Source organism: Arthrobacter sp. TE12232 (assembly GCF_054062615.1).
Genome location: NZ_JBSSFK010000001.1, coordinates 4,246,092 through 4,262,624 on the forward strand (window position 1 = coordinate 4,246,092; position 16,533 = coordinate 4,262,624).

17 protein-coding genes and 1 tRNA gene are annotated in these 16,533 nt (G+C 67.1%); 10 read left to right on the top strand and 8 right to left on the bottom strand.

Features of this window, described 5'->3' with window-relative positions:
• Nucleotides 1-16: 16 nt before the first annotated feature.
• The 6 genes from ACVWZ7_RS19000 to ACVWZ7_RS19025 all read left to right on the top strand — a co-directional run bounded on the left by ACVWZ7_RS19000 (nt 17) and on the right by ACVWZ7_RS19025 (nt 6,109).
• Complete coding sequence (locus tag ACVWZ7_RS19000; RefSeq protein WP_456508747.1) at nt 17-787, top strand: site-specific integrase; 771 nt, start codon at nt 17-19, stop codon at nt 785-787.
• A gap of 231 nt (nt 788-1,018) precedes the next feature.
• Complete coding sequence (locus ACVWZ7_RS19005) at nt 1,019-2,686, top strand: GMC family oxidoreductase (protein WP_456508748.1); 1,668 nt, start codon at nt 1,019-1,021, stop codon at nt 2,684-2,686.
• Between the two features lie 231 nt (nt 2,687-2,917).
• Nucleotides 2,918-4,408 carry a glyceraldehyde-3-phosphate dehydrogenase gene (locus ACVWZ7_RS19010; protein ID WP_456508749.1) on the top strand — a complete coding sequence of 497 codons (1,491 nt, stop codon included), beginning with the start codon at nt 2,918-2,920 and terminating at the stop codon, nt 4,406-4,408.
• A 95-nt stretch (nt 4,409-4,503) separates the two neighbouring features.
• Entirely contained in the window at nt 4,504-4,713 is a 210-nt protein-coding gene (locus ACVWZ7_RS19015; protein ID WP_116768644.1) for a hypothetical protein, read from the top strand.
• A gap of 109 nt (nt 4,714-4,822) precedes the next feature.
• Complete coding sequence (locus tag ACVWZ7_RS19020; RefSeq protein ID WP_456508750.1) at nt 4,823-5,620, top strand: HNH endonuclease family protein; 798 nt, start codon at nt 4,823-4,825, stop codon at nt 5,618-5,620.
• Between the two features lie 135 nt (nt 5,621-5,755).
• The gene (locus ACVWZ7_RS19025) at nt 5,756-6,109 is read left to right on the top strand and encodes a hypothetical protein (RefSeq protein ID WP_456508751.1); all 354 of its coding nucleotides are present in this window, start codon (nt 5,756-5,758) and stop codon (nt 6,107-6,109) included.
• A gap of 64 nt (nt 6,110-6,173) precedes the next feature.
• Here the strand turns inward: ACVWZ7_RS19025 and ACVWZ7_RS19030 are convergent, their stop codons facing one another.
• Nucleotides 6,174-7,142, bottom strand: coding sequence for a 1-phosphofructokinase family hexose kinase (locus tag ACVWZ7_RS19030; protein WP_456508752.1), 969 nt, complete (start codon nt 7,140-7,142; stop codon nt 6,174-6,176).
• A gap of 127 nt (nt 7,143-7,269) precedes the next feature.
• On the opposite strand from ACVWZ7_RS19030, the gene ppk2 reads away from it, so the two are divergent.
• Both ppk2 and ACVWZ7_RS19040 read left to right on the top strand, forming a co-directional pair.
• Nucleotides 7,270-8,199, top strand: a complete 930-nt coding sequence (gene ppk2, locus ACVWZ7_RS19035) for a polyphosphate kinase 2 (RefSeq protein WP_344366312.1) — start codon at nt 7,270-7,272, stop codon at nt 8,197-8,199.
• 86 nt (nt 8,200-8,285) lie between these two features.
• Nucleotides 8,286-8,990: an alpha/beta fold hydrolase gene (locus ACVWZ7_RS19040; RefSeq protein WP_456508753.1), complete on the top strand. Its 705-nt coding sequence runs from the start codon at nt 8,286-8,288 to the stop codon at nt 8,988-8,990.
• Between the two features lie 133 nt (nt 8,991-9,123).
• On the opposite strand, the gene def is transcribed toward ACVWZ7_RS19040, so the two are convergent.
• From def to orn, 4 genes are all read right to left on the bottom strand, one after another.
• A complete protein-coding gene (def, locus tag ACVWZ7_RS19045) occupies nt 9,124-9,696 on the bottom strand; it encodes a peptide deformylase (protein WP_091253763.1) in 573 nt (190 codons plus the stop codon).
• 38 nt (nt 9,697-9,734) lie between these two features.
• The gene (locus ACVWZ7_RS19050; protein WP_202615947.1) at nt 9,735-10,889 is read right to left on the bottom strand and encodes an acyl-CoA dehydrogenase family protein; all 1,155 of its coding nucleotides are present in this window, start codon (nt 10,887-10,889) and stop codon (nt 9,735-9,737) included.
• Between the two features lie 93 nt (nt 10,890-10,982).
• Nucleotides 10,983-11,055, bottom strand: a tRNA-His gene (locus ACVWZ7_RS19055).
• Nucleotides 11,056-11,217: 162 nt separating this feature from the next.
• Nucleotides 11,218-11,865, bottom strand: coding sequence for an oligoribonuclease (orn, locus tag ACVWZ7_RS19060; RefSeq protein WP_456508754.1), 648 nt, complete (start codon nt 11,863-11,865; stop codon nt 11,218-11,220).
• Between the two features lie 158 nt (nt 11,866-12,023).
• On the opposite strand from orn, the gene mptB reads away from it, so the two are divergent.
• Entirely contained in the window at nt 12,024-13,670 is a 1,647-nt protein-coding gene (gene mptB, locus ACVWZ7_RS19065; RefSeq protein WP_456508755.1) for a polyprenol phosphomannose-dependent alpha 1,6 mannosyltransferase MptB, read from the top strand.
• Nucleotides 13,671-13,690: 20 nt separating this feature from the next.
• Here the strand turns inward: mptB and ACVWZ7_RS19070 are convergent, their stop codons facing one another.
• Complete coding sequence (locus ACVWZ7_RS19070; protein ID WP_456508756.1) at nt 13,691-14,377, bottom strand: DNA alkylation repair protein; 687 nt, start codon at nt 14,375-14,377, stop codon at nt 13,691-13,693.
• A gap of 77 nt (nt 14,378-14,454) precedes the next feature.
• On the opposite strand from ACVWZ7_RS19070, the gene map reads away from it, so the two are divergent.
• Entirely contained in the window at nt 14,455-15,222 is a 768-nt protein-coding gene (map, locus tag ACVWZ7_RS19075) for a type I methionyl aminopeptidase (RefSeq protein WP_344366299.1), read from the top strand.
• A gap of 15 nt (nt 15,223-15,237) precedes the next feature.
• On the opposite strand, the gene ACVWZ7_RS19080 is transcribed toward map, so the two are convergent.
• Entirely contained in the window at nt 15,238-15,849 is a 612-nt protein-coding gene (locus ACVWZ7_RS19080; protein WP_456508757.1) for a GNAT family N-acetyltransferase, read from the bottom strand.
• Nucleotides 15,850-15,875: 26 nt separating this feature from the next.
• Nucleotides 15,876-16,394: a LapA family protein gene (locus ACVWZ7_RS19085; RefSeq protein ID WP_456508758.1), complete on the bottom strand. Its 519-nt coding sequence runs from the start codon at nt 16,392-16,394 to the stop codon at nt 15,876-15,878.
• Nucleotides 16,395-16,533: the final 139 nt, after the last annotated feature.

A 16,533-nucleotide genomic window follows, 5' to 3' on the forward strand; every position in this document is an offset into this window, starting at 1 on the left:
GTCGCCCCAAGCCGTGGTGGGGGACTGGGCTGAGTCCCTGGCGCCATCCACGGTCAAGGTGACCTACTGGTACTTGGCGGCCATGTTCAAGGCGGCGGTTCTCGATGGCAAGGTGCAGAAGACGCCATGCCTGTCGATCCGGCTGCCGAAGATCGAGCCTGAAGCGCTCGTTCCGCTCCGCACGGACGTTGTGCGGCGCCTCGCAGGGGAGACCTGGAAACCATACCGGCCGATGGTGGTCTTCTGCGCCGCGACCGGCCTGCGCTCATCCGAGTTGCGCGGCCTCACGTGGGACCGGGTCGACTTCGACAGCTCAATGATCAGCATCGACCGGCAACTCATCGGGAACAACTCGAGCGATCCATCTTGGGGCCCGCCCAAGACGAAGGCCAGCCGCCGGCGCATCCACATCGGCGATCACTCAGTGCAAGTCCTGAAGGGTCTGCGGGAGGGGCCGCAAGGCGTCGGAGGCATCGTCTTCCACTCGGCTGGCCGGGCCATCACCAGGCACACGGCGGGGGAGGCCTGGAGGCACATCCGCGACATTGTCCCCGGGGCCGGGACGGGCTGGCATGAGCTGCGGCACCATCACGCCTCGCAGCTGATCGCCGGGGGCATGTCCCCTGTGGCCGTGGCCCACCGGCTGGGGCACAAGGACGCCACCGAAACTCTCAAGACGTATGCCCACCTGTGGCCGGACGATGACACCAAGGCGGCGGCCCTCACGGACGATCTAGTGAGGCTCGATGCCCCTGATTGGCCCCTGACCGAACCCACATCCCAATGATGGAGCCGATTCAGTCAGAACCCGGCGTATCGGTCAACTCATCCACTCACACCGCCGGGATCCCGCGTTCGGAGCGGCAATCGGCCGTCATGGGCTGCAGGCCCAGGGAGCTATTGCATGGGTGCAACCTTGGGAAAACCTTGAGGCACCCTTGACTTCGTCCGGGCGGCCCCCGACACTGCAATGAACGCTTCAAATGATGGTGCAGTCGGTGATGGTTGAGGAGTCATTGTGCCGGACGACCTAGCATATGACTACGTGATCGCCGGCGGCGGTACCGGTGGCAGCGTCCTGGCCGGCAGGCTGAGTGAAGACCCCTCAATTCGCGTGCTGCTGCTCGAGGCGGGCAGATCCGACCGCCACCCATTCATCCACGTGCCCGCCGGCTTTCCCAGACTCAAGGGAGGCCCGTACCAGTGGGCATACAACAGCATTCCGCAAGAGCACAGCAACGGCCGCAGCATCCCGCTCCCGCAAGGCCGCGGGCTCGGCGGCGGCGGCTCCATCAACTCCCAGGTCTTCACGCGGGGCGTGGACGAGGACTATGACGGATGGGTCGCGGACTACGGATGCGAGGGCTGGACCGCCGCTGAGGTGTCCAAGTATTTCGTCCGCTCGGAGTCAAACTCACGACTCTCAGGACCCCACCACGGAACCCAAGGGCCCCTTAGTGTCTCGGACCCCCGGCGTCCGCACACGCTCTCGGCGGCATTCGTGCAGGCTGGCCGGGAGTTCGGCCTACCCTACAACAACGATTTTAACGGCGCGGAACAGTACGGCGTCGGTTTCTACCAGACCACCACCAGGAACGGCCGTCGGTGCAGCGCCTCCGTCGCCTACCTGAAACCCGCGCGCAGGCGGCGCAACCTCACGGTTCGCGTTAATGTGTCGGTATCAAAAGTGGTCATCAAGAACGGCCGCGCCGTCGGCGTCGAGGCGGTCGAAGATGGAGTGGCACGAACCTACAGCGCACGGCGCGAGGTCATAGTCGCCAGCGGCGCTTTTGGATCTCCTAAGTTGCTGCAGCTCTCAGGCATTGGCGACCCGGCAGACCTTGCAGCCGCCGGCATCGACGTTCTCCATGCTCTGCCCGGTGTCGGGAAGAACCTGCAGGACCATCTGGACCTGGACATCATCTATGAACTCACCGACGACCACAGTCTGGACCGGTTCAATCGCGTGCGCCCGGCTACGGTCCTGGCCGGCCTCGAGTACCTGGCCTTCCGGACGGGACCGTTCGCGTCCAACCTAGTGGAGGCCGGCGGCTTCAGCTATGCCAACAAGTACGAGAAGACCCCGGACCTGCAGTTCCACTTCCTGCCCGCGGCGAGGCCGGAGCCGGGCATAGCGTCGCTGCAGCCCGGGTTTGGCATGACGCTGAACTCCTATTTCCTGCGCCCCCTCAGCCGGGGAACAGTCCGGGTCGCGTCCGCAGACCCCGCCCAGATACCGCTCATCGATCCGAATTTCCTCGCGGATGACTACGATCTCGAGATGACGATCGCCGGCGTGCAGCAGAGCCGCCAGATCATGGAGCAGTCATCTATGGCAGCCTTCGTCAAGAGAGAGCACATCGGCGACGGCTCACGGGTGGAATCCCGCGACGAGTACGTGAACTTCGTGCGATCCTACGGACGGACCTCGTACCACCCGGTGGGCACGTGTTCCATGGGCACCACCGATGAGTCCGTCGTCTCCCCCCGGCTTACGGTCCACGGACTGGAGGGACTGCGGGTGGTGGACTCCTCGATCATGCCCCGCCTGATCAGTGCCAACACGCAGGCGCCCACCATCATGATCGCGGAAAAAGCCGCCGACATGATCCTTGAAGACGCGGGCAGGCTGACGCCAGGCGTGAGTGGTTTCGCCGGCTCGTCCAGGGCCCCGGATGGTGTGTGAGTCATTTCACGCGTAACCGGGCACCGGAGGCCGCCGGGCCGCCCGTAGAATTGATGATGAACGTAGAAGTTCCGCCGCCGGGTCTGCGTTCGCAGCCGGCGGATTTTCTTTGCGTTCAGTGAGGCGCCCGGGGTGGACCGAATCCCCGGCGACGCCGAGGTACCGGACACCCTCCGGCGGCCGACTTCCCCTTACGAGGACGTATGGGGTGGATTCTAGGAAGGTAGTTCTGTGAGCCAGACGTCAGATTCTTGTCTTGATACGTGGATGGGCCGTGAGGCACTCGCCGAGGCCATGATCCCGGTGATCGGCCGGCTGTACCGCGAGAACAACGTGGTGACCTCGATCCACGGACGCAGCCTGATCAACAAGTCCACCATGAATATCCTCAAGGCACACCGTTTCGCCCGCCGGATGAGTAAGGAAGAACTGCGCCTCGAGGAAACGGCCCCGCTCCTGGAGGCCCTGACCAAGCTGGAGCTCGGCGCTGCGGCGATCGATATTGCCCGCCTCACCGAGAAGTACCGTGCCGAGGGCGACGGCGCCAGCCTGGACGATTTCCTGCGCGAGGAACTCGCCGAGATCGTCGGCAAGCGCGGCGGCGACGACCGCACCAGCACCGACGTCGTCCTCTACGGCTTCGGCCGCATCGGCCGGCTCCTGGCCCGCCTCCTGATCGAAAAGGCCGGTGGCGGCCACGGCCTGCGCCTGCGCGCCATCGTGGTGCGCCGCGGCTCGGACAACGACCTCGCCAAGCGCGCCAGCCTGCTGCGCCGCGACTCGGTCCACGGCTCCTTCGAGGGCACCATCAAGGTGGACCTCGAAAACGACACGATCACTGCCAACGGTGTCCAGATCCAGGTCATCTACTCGGACAACCCGGCCACGGTCGACTACGCCGCCTACGGCATTCACGATGCCCTGGTGGTGGACAACACCGGCCGCTGGCGCGACGCCGAGGGCCTGTCCCAGCACCTGCAGAGCACCGGCGTCTCCCGGGTCCTGCTGACCGCTCCGGGCAAGGGCGAGCTGAAGAACATCGTGCACGGCATCAACCACGGCACGATCACAGACTCGGACAAGATCGTCTCCGCGGCCTCCTGCACCACCAACGCCATCACCCCTGTCCTGAAGGCGATCAACGACCGCTACGGCGTGGTGCACGGCCACGTCGAAACCGTCCACTCCTTCACCAACGACCAGAACCTGATCGACAACTTCCACAAGGGTGACCGGCGCGGCCGCTCCGCCGCGCTGAACATGGTGATCACCGAGACCGGTGCCGCCAAAGCCGTGGCAAAGGCCCTGCCGGAACTCCTCGGCAAGCTCACCGGCAGTTCCATCCGTGTCCCCACCCCCGACGTGTCCCTGGCCATCCTGAACCTGAGCCTGGAGAACGGCACCACCAAGGACGAGGTCAACGACTACCTGCGGGAAATGTCGCTGCACTCGGAGCTGCGCAAGCAGGTCGACTACATTGATTCGCCCGAGGTGGTCTCCACGGACTTCGTCGGCTCGCGCCGCGCAGGCATCGTCGACGGCCTGGCCACCATCTCCAACGACAAGAACCTTGTGCTCTACGTCTGGTACGACAACGAGTTCGGCTACTCCTGCCAGGTGGTCCGCGTCATGGAGGAAATGGCCGGCGTCAACCCGCCGTCGTTCCCCGCCAAGGACGCGTCCGCCATCCTCGAGGCCGCCGGGCTCCCCGTCGAGGTCTAACCGGCTGGCCGAACCTTCGTCCCTGACCGGGACTCGTTCGTCCTTTCCCGGCCGATGTACTGGAATCGGCCGGGAAAGGGAACCACAATGGAGCCATGGAACAGAACGCGGCTATTGAGCACGAGACCACCCTGGAACACGCGCTGGACGTCGCGCGGAGCAACGCGAAGGAAGCGAAGCGGCTCCTGGACGACGCCGTCGCCAAACGCCAAACCGGTGAAGTCAACGACGACCGGGTGAACCAGCTCCAGTCACTGCTGGACCTGGCCAACGAAGACCTGAAACGGGTCACGCGGGACCAATAACCCCGGCTGCCCGGCCACCGGTCCTCAACACTGTGGACAAAGTCCATGATGTCAGAGCGCCGGTTTAGGCTCAGGGCGTGCAACCAGATCGCCGCCCGCGGCTAACCTCATGACCGTCACCTGGACGGAGTTCCGCCGTGCCCGGCGCCGCTCCCGCCAGGCCTGGCTTCTCCTGGCCGCAGCGGCCCTGACCGTCTTCGGCGGCCTGGCCTGGTTCTTCCTGGCCGGCCAGTTTTCCCTCGCGGAACCGCAGAGCGCGGGTCCAAGCGAGGCCCCCGTGCTTGCGGGCGGGTGGATGAAGCCCGTGGAGTCCGTCCGGGCCGTCCCGGCCGGAAGCGCCGCCGCCGTGCTGGACACACTCGCGGTCAAAGGCCGGTCGGCCAAGGATACCTATGACCGCAGTGCGTTCGGCCAGGCATGGCTCGACGTCGACCGCAACGGCTGCGATACCCGCAACGACATCCTCCGCCGGGACCTTGAGGCGGCTGAATTCGTGAACGGCTCAGGGTGCCAGGTCTCCGGCGGCACCCTCCGGGAACCGTATACAGGCCGCGTGATCGCGTTCCGGCGGGGCGCCGAGACCAGCGCAGCCGTGCAGATCGACCACGTCGTGGCGCTCGGCGACGCCTGGCAAAAGGGGGCCCAGCAGCTCACCGCGCAGCAGCGCGAACACCTGGCCAACGATCCCCTCAACCTGATCGCCGTTGACGGTCCCGCCAACCAGGACAAGAGTGCCTCCGACGCCGCCACCTGGCTGCCGCCGAACAAGGCGTTCCGCTGCCACTACGTTGCCCGCCAGATTTCCGTCAAGGCGGCCTACCGGCTGTGGGTCACGCCCGCAGAGAAGGAGGCGATGAAGCGAATCCTCGGATCCTGTCCGCAGCAGCAGACCATCGTTCCTCGTTGACCGCATCGTGTCCCTATTGCCGTGCCCGGTACTGCCATGCCCGGGACGTTGTCCTCTGGCCGCCCGGACACGGCCGCGGTGTGCTGGCAATCCGGCGCAGCAGCGCGGCGCTCAATGCGGGGGAGAGGTACACGGATGAACGCGACCAAGAGACTGGCGTTTGGACGGATGGGGCTTCCGGACACGGGCTTCGGCAGGCTGGCGCTGCTACTGGCAGTGTTAGGACCGGCCCTGATAGTCGGCATCGGCTGGTTTGGCATTGTCCTGGGCGTGAACCTGGGCACGACAAATGAATATCACGCCCTGAACTCCGTCGGCTGGTTTGTCACGGTCATGGTTGCAGTGATCGCAGTGGTCCTGTGGACCGACCTGCTTTGGGGCCGCGAGGACTCAGCCGCCGTGGGCGTGGCCACCGTGCTCTATTCAATCCTGCTGATCATGCTCTTTCCCCTGGCGATAGAAGCCGCCAGCCAGACACCCCTCCTCTGACGCTTCAGGCCCCTACTCAGTGTCATCAGCTCCGTTTCGTCGGGACTGTCTCAGCGGCTGCCGGCTACGGCTCGAGTGCCTGTGCCCCGAGTTCTGCCTCGAGACGTTCGACGTCGGCCCGGCTGCACAGCTCCGTGGCCGTCGTCGTCACGGTGGCGGTTCCTGCCGCGACCGCGGCCCGGAACGCGTCCTGAAGGCTGCGGCCCTGTGCCATCCGGAGCACGAAGGCGGCCAGAAAACTGTCGCCCGCTCCGACCGTGCTGCGAACCTGCACGTGCGGGACCGCTAGGCGGAGGACGCCGGTCTGTGACGCAAGCACCGCTCCTTCACCACCGAGGGTCAGGGCGACGTGCTGAGATGACCCGTCCGCCACGAGCGAGGACGCGGCCTCAACCTGGCTCTCCTCGCTGTCCAGCGTCCTGCCGAAGTGTGCGCCGAGTTCCCGCCGGCTCGGCTTGACCAGGAAGACCCCCTCCGTCAGCGCCGCAGCGAGGGGCGCTCCGGAGGCGTCCACGATGCAGCGAGCCCCGCGCTCGTTCGCCAGGCGGGCCACCCGGGCATAGAAGTCGTCCGGGACGCCCTTCGGCAGGCTTCCGCTCGCCACCACGTAGCCGCCCGCCGGGACGCATTCCGCGACCACAGCCAGGCACCCCCGCCACTCCGGCTCGCTGAGCTCGGGCCCCTCAAGGACAAAACGGAACTGCTTGCCGGTCCTCGTCTCATCGACCGTGAAGTTCTGACGTGTGCTCCCGCTGATCGGCACCACCAGGGTGGGGATGCGTTCGGCTTCGACGAGCCGCCGGTATGCTTCGCCGGTCGGACCGCCGGCCGTGTAGGCCGCGATGGTCTGCCCTCCGAGCCGGTGCACCACGCGCGCCACGTTGACCCCGCCGCCGCCCGGGTCCAGCCGACCGGTATGGCAGCGGAGTTTGTGCTCGCCAATGACCTGGTCGGTGACCGTGCTGGCATCAAGGGCCGGGTTCACGGTGAGCGTGAGGATGGGCAGCATCGCCGTCGGAGCGGGGGATTCCATGGCCCAAGCATAGGAGTTCCGGCCGGCACGGTTCCCGTGCTGGATGACTCTTGTCGCCGTTCTGCTGCCCGGCGGAGAATGGGCGCGGCAGGGTAAACCGCCACGCCGGAGCACGGGAACGGGAAACATGGCACATGACAGCGGCGGCGCAGGCAAGGGGCGCGACGGGCACAAAGACGGGCACAAGAACGGACGCAGAGACGGTCGCAAGGACGGTCGTGGAAAGGGTTCCGGTCGCTCGGCGCGCAAACGCGCCCGGCTCGACGTCGGCCTCTACGAGGCTGAATTGTTGCGACTCCAGGCGGAGTTGGTCGCGCTGCAGGAGTGGGTGCGGAGCACCGGGGCGCGGGTCCTGGTGATCTTTGAGGGCCGGGACGCCGCCGGCAAGGGAAGTGCCATCAAGCGGGTGACCGAATACCTGAATCCGCGCTTTGCCCGGATCGTCGCGCTCCCGGCACCGACCGAGAGGCAGCGGGGGGAGTGGTACTTCCAACGGTACGTAGCGCATCTGCCGGCCGCCGGTGAGATTGTCCTGATGGACCGGTCCTGGTACAACCGGGCCGGCGTCGAGCACGTCATGGGCTTTTGCACCCCCGCCGAACACAAGCGCTTCCTGGCGCAGTGCCCGGTCTTTGAACGGCTCCTGGTCCAGGATGGCATCCTGCTCCTTAAATACTGGTTCTCCATCAGCCACGCGGAGCAGGAACGGCGGTTCAAATCCCGCCTGGATGACCCCATGCGGCAATGGAAGCTCTCGCCGATGGACCGGGAGGCAATCCTGCGGTGGGAGGACTACTCGCGGGCCAAGGACGAAATGTTCGTCCAGACGGACACGGCGGAGTCACCCTGGTACGTCGTGGAAGCCGAGGACAAACGCCGGGCCCGGATCAACCTGATCGCCCACCTGCTCTCCAGCATCGACTACACCGAAGTGCGGACCGAACCGGTGACGCTGCCGGAACGGCCCCGCGCGATCAATTACACCCGGCCGCCCAGGGAACTCTTCCGCTATGTTCCGGACCACGCGGCCAACCTGGAAAACCCGGTCGACGACTGACCGGCCGGATCATTGTCCGGTCCGGACACGCTGCCGGCCGGGTGGAGCCCGTGCCGCGGATCTGTCCGGGCGGGTATGGTACCGGCATGGATATCATTCTGGTTCCCGGATTCTGGCTGGATGCGTCGTCGTGGGCGGAGGTGACGCCCCCGCTGGTGGCGGCGGGGCACGCGGTGCACCCGCTGACGCTGCCCGGGCTCGAGTCGGCGGACGCGCCGCGGGCGGGCATCGGCCTGCGCACCCACATCGACGCCGTCGTTGCAGCCATCGATGCCTTCGGCGCGCCTGTGGTCCTGGTGGGGCACTCGGGCGGCGGCGCCATCATTCATGGCGCGGTGGACGCCCGGCCGGACCGGGTGGCCCGCGCCATCTATGTGGACAGCGGACCGCTGGGCGACGGCGGGGTCATCAACGACGAGCTCCCGGCCGACGGCGACGCCGTTCCGCTGCCCCCGTGGGAACTCTTTGAGGACGAAGACCTCACCGACCTCACCGATGAGCTGCGGGCCATGTTCCGCGCCCGCGCCGTGCCGGAGCCGCGCGCTGTAGCCCAGGACCGGCAGCAGCTAAGTGACGAACGCCGCTACGAGGTCCCGGCCACCATCATCGCCTGCGAATTCCCGTCCTCGCTGCTGACCCGGATGATCGCCGAGGGCCACCCGTATGTGGCGGAGCTCGGCCGTGTCCGCGACGTCGAATACGTTGACCTGCCCACCGGGCATTGGCCGCAGTTCACCCGGCCCGCCGAGCTCGGCGCCGCCATCCTGGCCGCTGTCGACCGGACCGCCTGAAACCGGCCTGACGGAAATTCCCCACCTATGGCCGGGTGACGACGGCGTGTCGGGCGAATCGTCGAAGTTCCTGGCGGCGGCCGGGTCAAAGGTGGGGAGAACAGGCGCATTGGCCGGCAGCCCGCCGGACGCGTCAGTGGCCGAACGGGTCCGGGTCAACCCCCGGCATCCATGTCAGGCCGGGGACGCCCCAGCCGCTCCGTTTGGCCTGCTTCATGGCCTTGCGGGCATAGCGGTCGACCAGCCGGTTGACGTAGAGCTTGCCGTCGAGGTGGTCGTACTCGTGCTGGATGACCCGGGCAAACCAGCCGGTCGCCTCGAATTCCACCGGCTTCCCGTCGCCGTCGAAGCCCTGGACGCGTGCCCATTCGGCCCGCTTGAGCGGATACTGGCCGCCCGGGAAGGACAGGCAGCCTTCCTCGTCCTCGTCCGGGTCCGGCAGCGCGCCGGAGACCTTGGAGAGGGTCAGCACCGGGTTGACCACGACGCCGGTGGGCGGGGCGCCGTCGTCGTTCTCGTACTTGTACACGAAGAGCCGTTTGCCGACCCCCACCTGGGGAGCGGCCAGCCCGACCCCGTTGGCGGCGTCGTTGGTCTCGAACATGTCGGCGATCAGGGTGCGGAGCTCGTCGTCGAAGACGTCGACTTCCGCGGCCCGGCGGTGCAGCACGGGCTCGCCCCAGATCGTGATGGGCAGGACGGTCATGTCAGGTGATTCCTCGGGTGCTGGTGGCGACGTGCGGATCAGCCGGCGATGGTGCGGCCGACGACGTCGCGCATGATTTCGTTGGTGCCGCCGAAGATCGTCAGCAGCCGGGCGGCGAGGTAGGCCTGGGCCACCGGGTATTCCAGGATGTAGCCGTAGCCGCCGTGCAGCTGCAGGCACCGGTCCGTGACGGACTTGGCGCGCTCGGAGGCCCACAGCTTGGCGCGGGCAGCACCTGCGGCGTCGAGTTCGCCGGCGTTGAAGGCCAGGATGGCCTGGTCCACGTAGGCTTCGGTAACCTCGACCTCGGTGAGGATGTCGGCGAGTTCGAAGCGGCTGTTCTGGAAGTCGATGATCCGCTCGCCGAACGCGTTGCGCTCCTTCGTGTAGCGGACGGTCGCCTCATAGACGGCGCGCACGACGGCGGAGCTCGCCACCGCGATCGCCAGGCGGCCCTGGGGGAGCTGTTCGGCCGCGTACTGCAGGCCCTTGCCCACCTCGCCCACCAGATCGGCGTGCGGGACGCGGACGTTGTCGAAGAACAGTTCCGCCGTGTCAGAGGCCTTCAGGCCCATTTTGTCCAGCTGCTTGCCGGTGTTGTAACCCTCACCCTTCTGGACCATGAAGAGGGAGAACGAGTCGTGGTTGCCGCGACCGGTGCCGCCGTCGGTGCGGGCCAGGACCAGGGAGGCGTCGCCGGAAATGCCGTTGCCGATGAACGTCTTCTGGCCGCTGATCAGCCAGTCGTCGCCGTCGCGGACGGCCTTGGCGCGGATGCCGCGAAGGTCGGAGCCGGCGCCCGGCTCGGTCCAGGCAATCGAGGTGACCTTTTCGCCGGAGACCATGGCGGGCAGCCAGCGGGACTTGAGGTCATCGGAGCCGTAGGCCAGCAGGTGGGGGAGGACCATGTCGTCGTGCAGGTGGAACGCGAGGCCGACGGCGAGGTGGTTGCTCTTGGCGAACTCCTCGTCCAGCACCGCACGGAAGCGGTAGTCGTTCATGCCCATGCCGCCGAACTCCTCCGGCACGGCCAGGCCCAGCAGTCCCTGCTCGCCGGCCGCCGACCACAGGTCCCGGGACATCATGTGCTCCTTGTCCCACTGGGCATAGTGGGGGGCCACCGCGCGCGAATTGAACTCGGCAGCCATCTCGCGGAACATCTCGTGGTCTTCTTCAAAGAGCTTGCGCTTCACTGCGTTTCCTTCCAGTACAGACAACAAAGGCCGCACCGGATAACCGGTGCGGCCTTTGGAAAAGGTCGGACAATCACTGCCGTCCTTCATGAGGGTGAGCGACGGGGGTTGAACCCGCGACCTCCTGGACCACAACCAGGCGCTCTGCCAACTGAGCTACGCCCACCATGTGCCGTATCAGGCCCTCCGGCGAACCGGCGGGCTGGAAAGGCAACGACAAATAGCTTACCTGTTGTTTGGGGGTGGTTTTGCCACTTTTGCGATTTTCGCCGAAATTTCCGCCAAACGTGGCGCAGATTACTTTTCCGCGCCACGGTCCCCGGTGCCGCTACTCGGCCTGGGTGGACTCCGCCGGGGTGCCCTCAGCCGGGCCGTCGCCCATGACGCGCTTGGCGATCCGCTGCGCCGTGGCGCTGTCCGGACCGGGCGCGGGGACGAACACCGCCTCGCGGTAGTAGCGGAGTTCGTCGATGGAGTCCTTGATGTCGCCGAGCGCACGGTGTCCGCCCATCTTGGCGGGGGACTGGAAGTAGGCCCGGGCAAACCAGCGGCGGGAGAGTTCCTTGATGGTGCTCACGTCGATGACCCGGTAATGCAGGTGCTCCACCACCTCGGGCATGTCGCGGACCAGGAACACGCGGTCGGTGCCCACCGAGTTGCCGCCGAGCGGGGCCTTCCTGGGGTCCGGCACCCACTTCTTGATGTAGTCGAGCACGGCGGCCTGCGCTTCGGCCATGGTCTTGCCGTGCGGGAGCTCCGCCAGGAGGCCTGACCGGGTATGCATGTCCCGGACGAAGTCGTTCATCTGGGCCAGCGCGGCTTCGTCGGGCTTGATGACGACGTCGACGCCCTCACCCAGGATGTTGAGCTCCGAATCGGTCACCAGGGCGGCGACCTCGATCAGGGCGTCGTTCTTGGTGTCCAGGCCGGTCATTTCGCAGTCGATCCAGACGATGCGTTCGTTAGTTATAGGCACCCGCCCAGCCTACCGTTCCGACGTCACAGGGCCGTCCGGTGCTAGGATTTCGGGTACGCGGCCGTCGAAGTATTTCGTCAAGCCGGCGTGCCCCGGGCCGCACAATTCGGCCGACTGCGGGCGGAAAAATGGCCCACGACAGATTGGACGATCCTGACATGACGGCGCCTGTGCCTGCGGCGGGGGAAACGGCTGCCGGTACGTCCCGCCCGACTGACTCCCGTACGACTGAGACCCGCGAGGCCGGGTCCCGCCCTGCTGACCTCGGCACGGCTGGCCTCGGCACGGCTGACCTCCGCCCCGCTGCCGTCGACGAAGTCGACAACCCCCGGTCCCCGATCCTTGCCGGGTTCCTCGGATCGTTGTTCATGGCGATCGGTTCGATCGGCGTCGGCTGGCTCGCCCCCGTGTCCGGGCTCCGCCGCGTTCCGCTGTTCATCTGGATGCGCACCGAAGCCATCGGCGTCGCCCTGTCCATTGTCCTGCTGGCCTTCGGCGGCATGCTCCTGGTCCGCGCGTGGCTGCGGCTGGGCCAGCGCGTCCGGGTCTGGGGGCCGGGGGCCCGCAAGGCCACGCTCCAGGCGACCGTGGCGTGGGGCTTGCCGCTGATGTTCTCCGTGCCGCTTTTCAGCCGGGACGTCTACGCCTACATCGGCCAGGGCCGGCTCATGGTGGAGGGGTTCAACCCTTACGAAAACGGCATTTCGGCGCTGTCCAACTACTTCCAGCTCGGCGCGGACAAGATGTGGACCGAGGCGCCCGTTCCGTACGGCCAGCTCTTCCTGTGGATCGAGCAGTTCGTGGTCTGGGCCACCAACGTGAACCCCGAGGGCAGCATCATGCTCTTCCGGATGGCCGCGCTGGTGGGCATCGTCCTGTGCGTGATCTACGTGCCGAAACTGGCCGAACTCCACGGGGTGAACCCGAACCGGGCCCTGTGGCTGACGGCCGCCAACCCGCTGTTCCTCACCAACTTCATCGCCAGCGTGCATAACGACGCCCTTATGATCGGGCTGGCCCTGGCCGGACTGTATTACTGCGCAACCCGCCGGGTCATCCGCGGAATCGTGCTGGTCACGCTCTCCATCGCGGTGAAGCCCATCACGATCGTCTTCTTGCCGTTCATCGGCCTGCTCTGGGCGGGAAGGAACGCCAGCTGGCCGCGCAAGTTTCTCTTCTGGGGCCTCACGGCCGGCATCAGCCTGGCCCTGCTGTACCTCATGAGCCGGGTCAACGGCTTCGGCTTCGGCTGGATCAACGGCCTGTCCGCCCCGGGCAGCATCTGGATCTGGTACGCGCCCGTGGGTCTGATGGGCCTGGTCGTCGCCTCCATCTCCAACGCGTTCGGCCTGGACGGCTGGGGACTGGCCAAGTGGGCGTTCGACGCCGGCAAGCTGGTCGCCGTCGGGATCGTCGCCTGGCAGATCTTCCGCGGTGACTACGACCGTCTGATGCGCCGTCTCACCCTGGCGTTCGCCGCCGTCGTGCTCCTGTCCCCGATGATCCAGTCCTGGTACATCGTCTGGCTCATTCCGCTGTTCGCGGTCACGGGCATCCGCGACGACTGGCAGGTCAAGGCGCTCTACTTCATCGTGTCCTTCTTCATGGTGTACGCGATCTCGGACCAGCTGGACGTCTTCCCGTACCTGCAGACCGCCGACCTCGGCCTGGCCCTGGCGCTCGCCCGCAACGCCGCGGCCATCATCGCCCTGCTCTTTGCGCTGTACCTGATCTTCCTGGACCCGAAGACCAAGCTGCTGTTCAGCAAGTCGGACGAGCCCGTCACCACACGGCCGATCATCTAGATCTGTTTGTCCGGTCTGGATCAGTCAGGCGGCAGGTTCTTCAGCGCTTCCCTGCGGGAGAGCGGACTGAGCTCGTCCCGGTGCCGCTGCACAAACGCCACCACCCAGTCCGGGTCCGTCCTGGCGTACTGGCGCAGCGCCCACCCGATCGCCTTCCGGATGAAGAACTCCTGATCGCCCAGGTTGGCCTCGATCACGGCGGTCAGGAGGGCCGTGTCCGTGGCAGCCTTCGCCCCGAGCTGCGCCGTGATGGAGGCCCGCCGGATCCAGAAGTCCTCGTCCTTGCTCCAGCGCCCCAGGACCGGCGTCAGTTCTGCCCGGTGCGCCTGCAGGAGCCCGCCCAGCCGGTGCGCCACCCCATCCACCAGGTCCCACCAAGCCCCGGTGCGGATGATTTCCTCGTACACGGCCAGCATGCCGAGCTCCCGGGCCGCGAGTTTCAGCCCGGTGAGTTCGATCGCCGCATAGCGTTCCTCACGACAGCCGGAGTTCCGCCACAGTTCGAGCACTGCGGACCGCAATTCCGCGATGCTGCCCGGAGGGTGCTCGGCGGCCGCGGCTTTGACGATTCTGCGGACTTCGGGAACCCGCACGCCCAGAAACGGCATCTGCGACCTCATATAGGCCTGTGCCCCGGCGGCGCGGCCGGGATCGGCTGCAGCCTGCAGACGGCCGCGGATCGCATCAATCAGTTCGGTGGTGGCCATGAGGCCACTGTAGACATCCTGCGGCGGGCTTTAGAGTTGAAGCCAGCAAGCCGCGGATCCGCGTCGGAAGGAAACCCATGTCCATGATCAAGAGTCCCGAAGAGATCGCCCTGATGCGCGAGGCCGGCCGGGTGGTCGCCACCACGCTGGGCCGGGTCCGGGACGCCGCCGCAGTCGGTGTCTCGCTCAAGGAACTGGACGAGGTCGCCGCGGCGTCCATCGCCGACGCCGGTGCCACGCCGGCGTTCCTGAACTACCGGCCCCGGTGGGCATCCGTCCCGTTTCCCGGGGTCATCTGCACGAGCGTCAATGACGCCGTCGTGCACGGCATTCCCAACGGCTACCGGCTGCAGGACGGGGATCTGCTGAGCGTGGACTGTGGCGCGTTCCTGGACGGCTGGTGCGGCGATGCCGCCGTCAGCTTCGTCGTCGGCACGGCGGCCCCCGTGGATCAGGCCCTTATCGACGCCACGGACGCCGCCCTGGCGCGGGGGATCGAGGCTGCCCGGATCGGGAACAAGATGGGCGATCTGGGCTACGCGATCGGGGGGGAAGCGCGCCGGGCGGGCTACGGGCTCCTTGCCGACCACGGCGGCCACGGGATCGGCCGGACCATGCACGCCGAGCCGCACGTGCCCAACGACGGCCGGCCCGGCCGCGGCATCAAACTGACCGAGGGCCTTGTGATCGCCATTGAGCCGATGCTCATTCTCGGCCGCAAGGACGACTACTACCATGACGAGGACGAGTGGACCCTCCGGTCCGCGAACGGGCGCCGCGCCGCGCACAGCGAGCACACGGTTGCCATCACGAAGGACGGCCCGGTCATCCTGACGCTGCCGTAGTGGCAGTCGGAGCTGTCAGGGCGCCGTGAGGCGGACGACGGCGCGTCCCGGCACCGCGTCGCTGACCACTTCGAAGCCAGCGGCCAGGAAGAGCCCCAGCGTGCCGTGGTAAAGGTCTGCCGGACCGGCCTTGGGCCGTTGCGCGGGATCGACCGGATAGCCCTCCACCACCGTGGCTCCGTGGGCAAAGGCGTGCTCGACGGCGGCCGCGAGCAGCGCCCGCGCCACGCCGGTCCGGCGCTGGCCGGGGGAGACAACAAAACAACTCACGGACCACACCTGATTCCCGCCATGATCCCGGGCCATGTCAGACCCCGCCGCCGTCAAGACCTTCGATCGGACGATCCTGGGATAGCACCCGCGGGCCTCGACGGCGCACCAGCCCACCGGGTTCCCGCCGCGGAAGGCGAGCACCCCCGGGGCCGGGCCGCCGCCGTCGAACTTGTCCCGCAACTGGACTTTCCGCTGTTCGGGGGTGGACACGGACCACTGTGTTCCGGTGAGGGCGAAGAACCGGCACCAGCAACGCGACGGTTCGCCGCGGCCGCCAAAGAGGCGCTCGACGTCGGGCCAGTCCGCCGCCGCGGTGGTGATGGCTTCCGGACCCCGGGGTTCTGCTCCGCCCATGGAAACAGGCTAGCCCCCCGCCGGCGTCAGCGCGTGCGCGCGCCGGCGCCGGACTGACGGCCGGCACGCTGACGATGCGCGGCCAGGCGCAGTTGGATGATGCGGGCGGCTCCGGCGATCGCGACCAGCACGCCGCCGCCAACGGCCGCGATGAACAGTGCAATGCCCAGCGGGACCGAGCCCGTGAGGCCAAAGAACTTGACCTGCACATATTCCTGGTTCTGCAGGATGAAGGCGATAAGCAGGATCAGCACCACCAGCGCGCAGGCAACCGCGGCCCAGACCATTCCCGCACGGGTGACCTGGCGCGCCTCCGGTGCGGGAGTCGGTGTTCCGGGCGTCTCTGGCCGGGGCGTTTCTATCCCCGTCGCCGGGGCCGGGGCCGGGGCAGCCGGAGCCGGGGAAACAAGGTCCGGGCCGGACTGGATTCCGGTGTTGGCGCCTTCCTCAGCGGATCCGGACGCGCGGTCAGCGGCCCTCGGGTACTGGGTGGTCGGGGCGTCGTAGGAATCGTTGGGATCAAATCCGCGGGGTGTCTGGGTCATGGCGGCCGTACCTTTCGGTTGCGGGCAGGGAGCACAGGCGTTCCCTGGTGCCCTGCCTGTCCCCTCAATACTAAGCGTGCTGATGGCTGATGGCGGGTTGTTGGCACCGGGGCGGGCACGGTATAACGTCACAGCCAAG

Excerpts from the sequence above, each read along its gene's own strand:
- ACVWZ7_RS19015 (WP_116768644.1), top strand. The coding sequence starts at position 4,504 with ATGGAACAGAACGCGGCTATTGAGCACGAGACCACCCTGGAACACGCG.
- ACVWZ7_RS19020 (WP_456508750.1), top strand. The coding sequence starts at position 4,823 with ATGACCGTCACCTGGACGGAGTTCCGCCGTGCCCGGCGCCGCTCCCGC.
- ACVWZ7_RS19025 (WP_456508751.1), top strand. The coding sequence starts at position 5,756 with ATGAACGCGACCAAGAGACTGGCGTTTGGACGGATGGGGCTTCCGGAC.
- ACVWZ7_RS19030 (WP_456508752.1), bottom strand. The coding sequence starts at position 7,142 with ATGGAATCCCCCGCTCCGACGGCGATGCTGCCCATCCTCACGCTCACC.
- ppk2 (WP_344366312.1), top strand. The coding sequence starts at position 7,270 with ATGGCACATGACAGCGGCGGCGCAGGCAAGGGGCGCGACGGGCACAAA.
- ACVWZ7_RS19040 (WP_456508753.1), top strand. The coding sequence starts at position 8,286 with ATGGATATCATTCTGGTTCCCGGATTCTGGCTGGATGCGTCGTCGTGG.
- def (WP_091253763.1), bottom strand. The coding sequence starts at position 9,696 with ATGACCGTCCTGCCCATCACGATCTGGGGCGAGCCCGTGCTGCACCGC.
- mptB (WP_456508755.1), top strand. The coding sequence starts at position 12,024 with ATGACGGCGCCTGTGCCTGCGGCGGGGGAAACGGCTGCCGGTACGTCC.
- ACVWZ7_RS19070 (WP_456508756.1), bottom strand. The coding sequence starts at position 14,377 with ATGGCCACCACCGAACTGATTGATGCGATCCGCGGCCGTCTGCAGGCT.
- map (WP_344366299.1), top strand. The coding sequence starts at position 14,455 with ATGTCCATGATCAAGAGTCCCGAAGAGATCGCCCTGATGCGCGAGGCC.
- ACVWZ7_RS19080 (WP_456508757.1), bottom strand. The coding sequence starts at position 15,849 with ATGGGCGGAGCAGAACCCCGGGGTCCGGAAGCCATCACCACCGCGGCG.
- ACVWZ7_RS19085 (WP_456508758.1), bottom strand. The coding sequence starts at position 16,394 with ATGACCCAGACACCCCGCGGATTTGATCCCAACGATTCCTACGACGCC.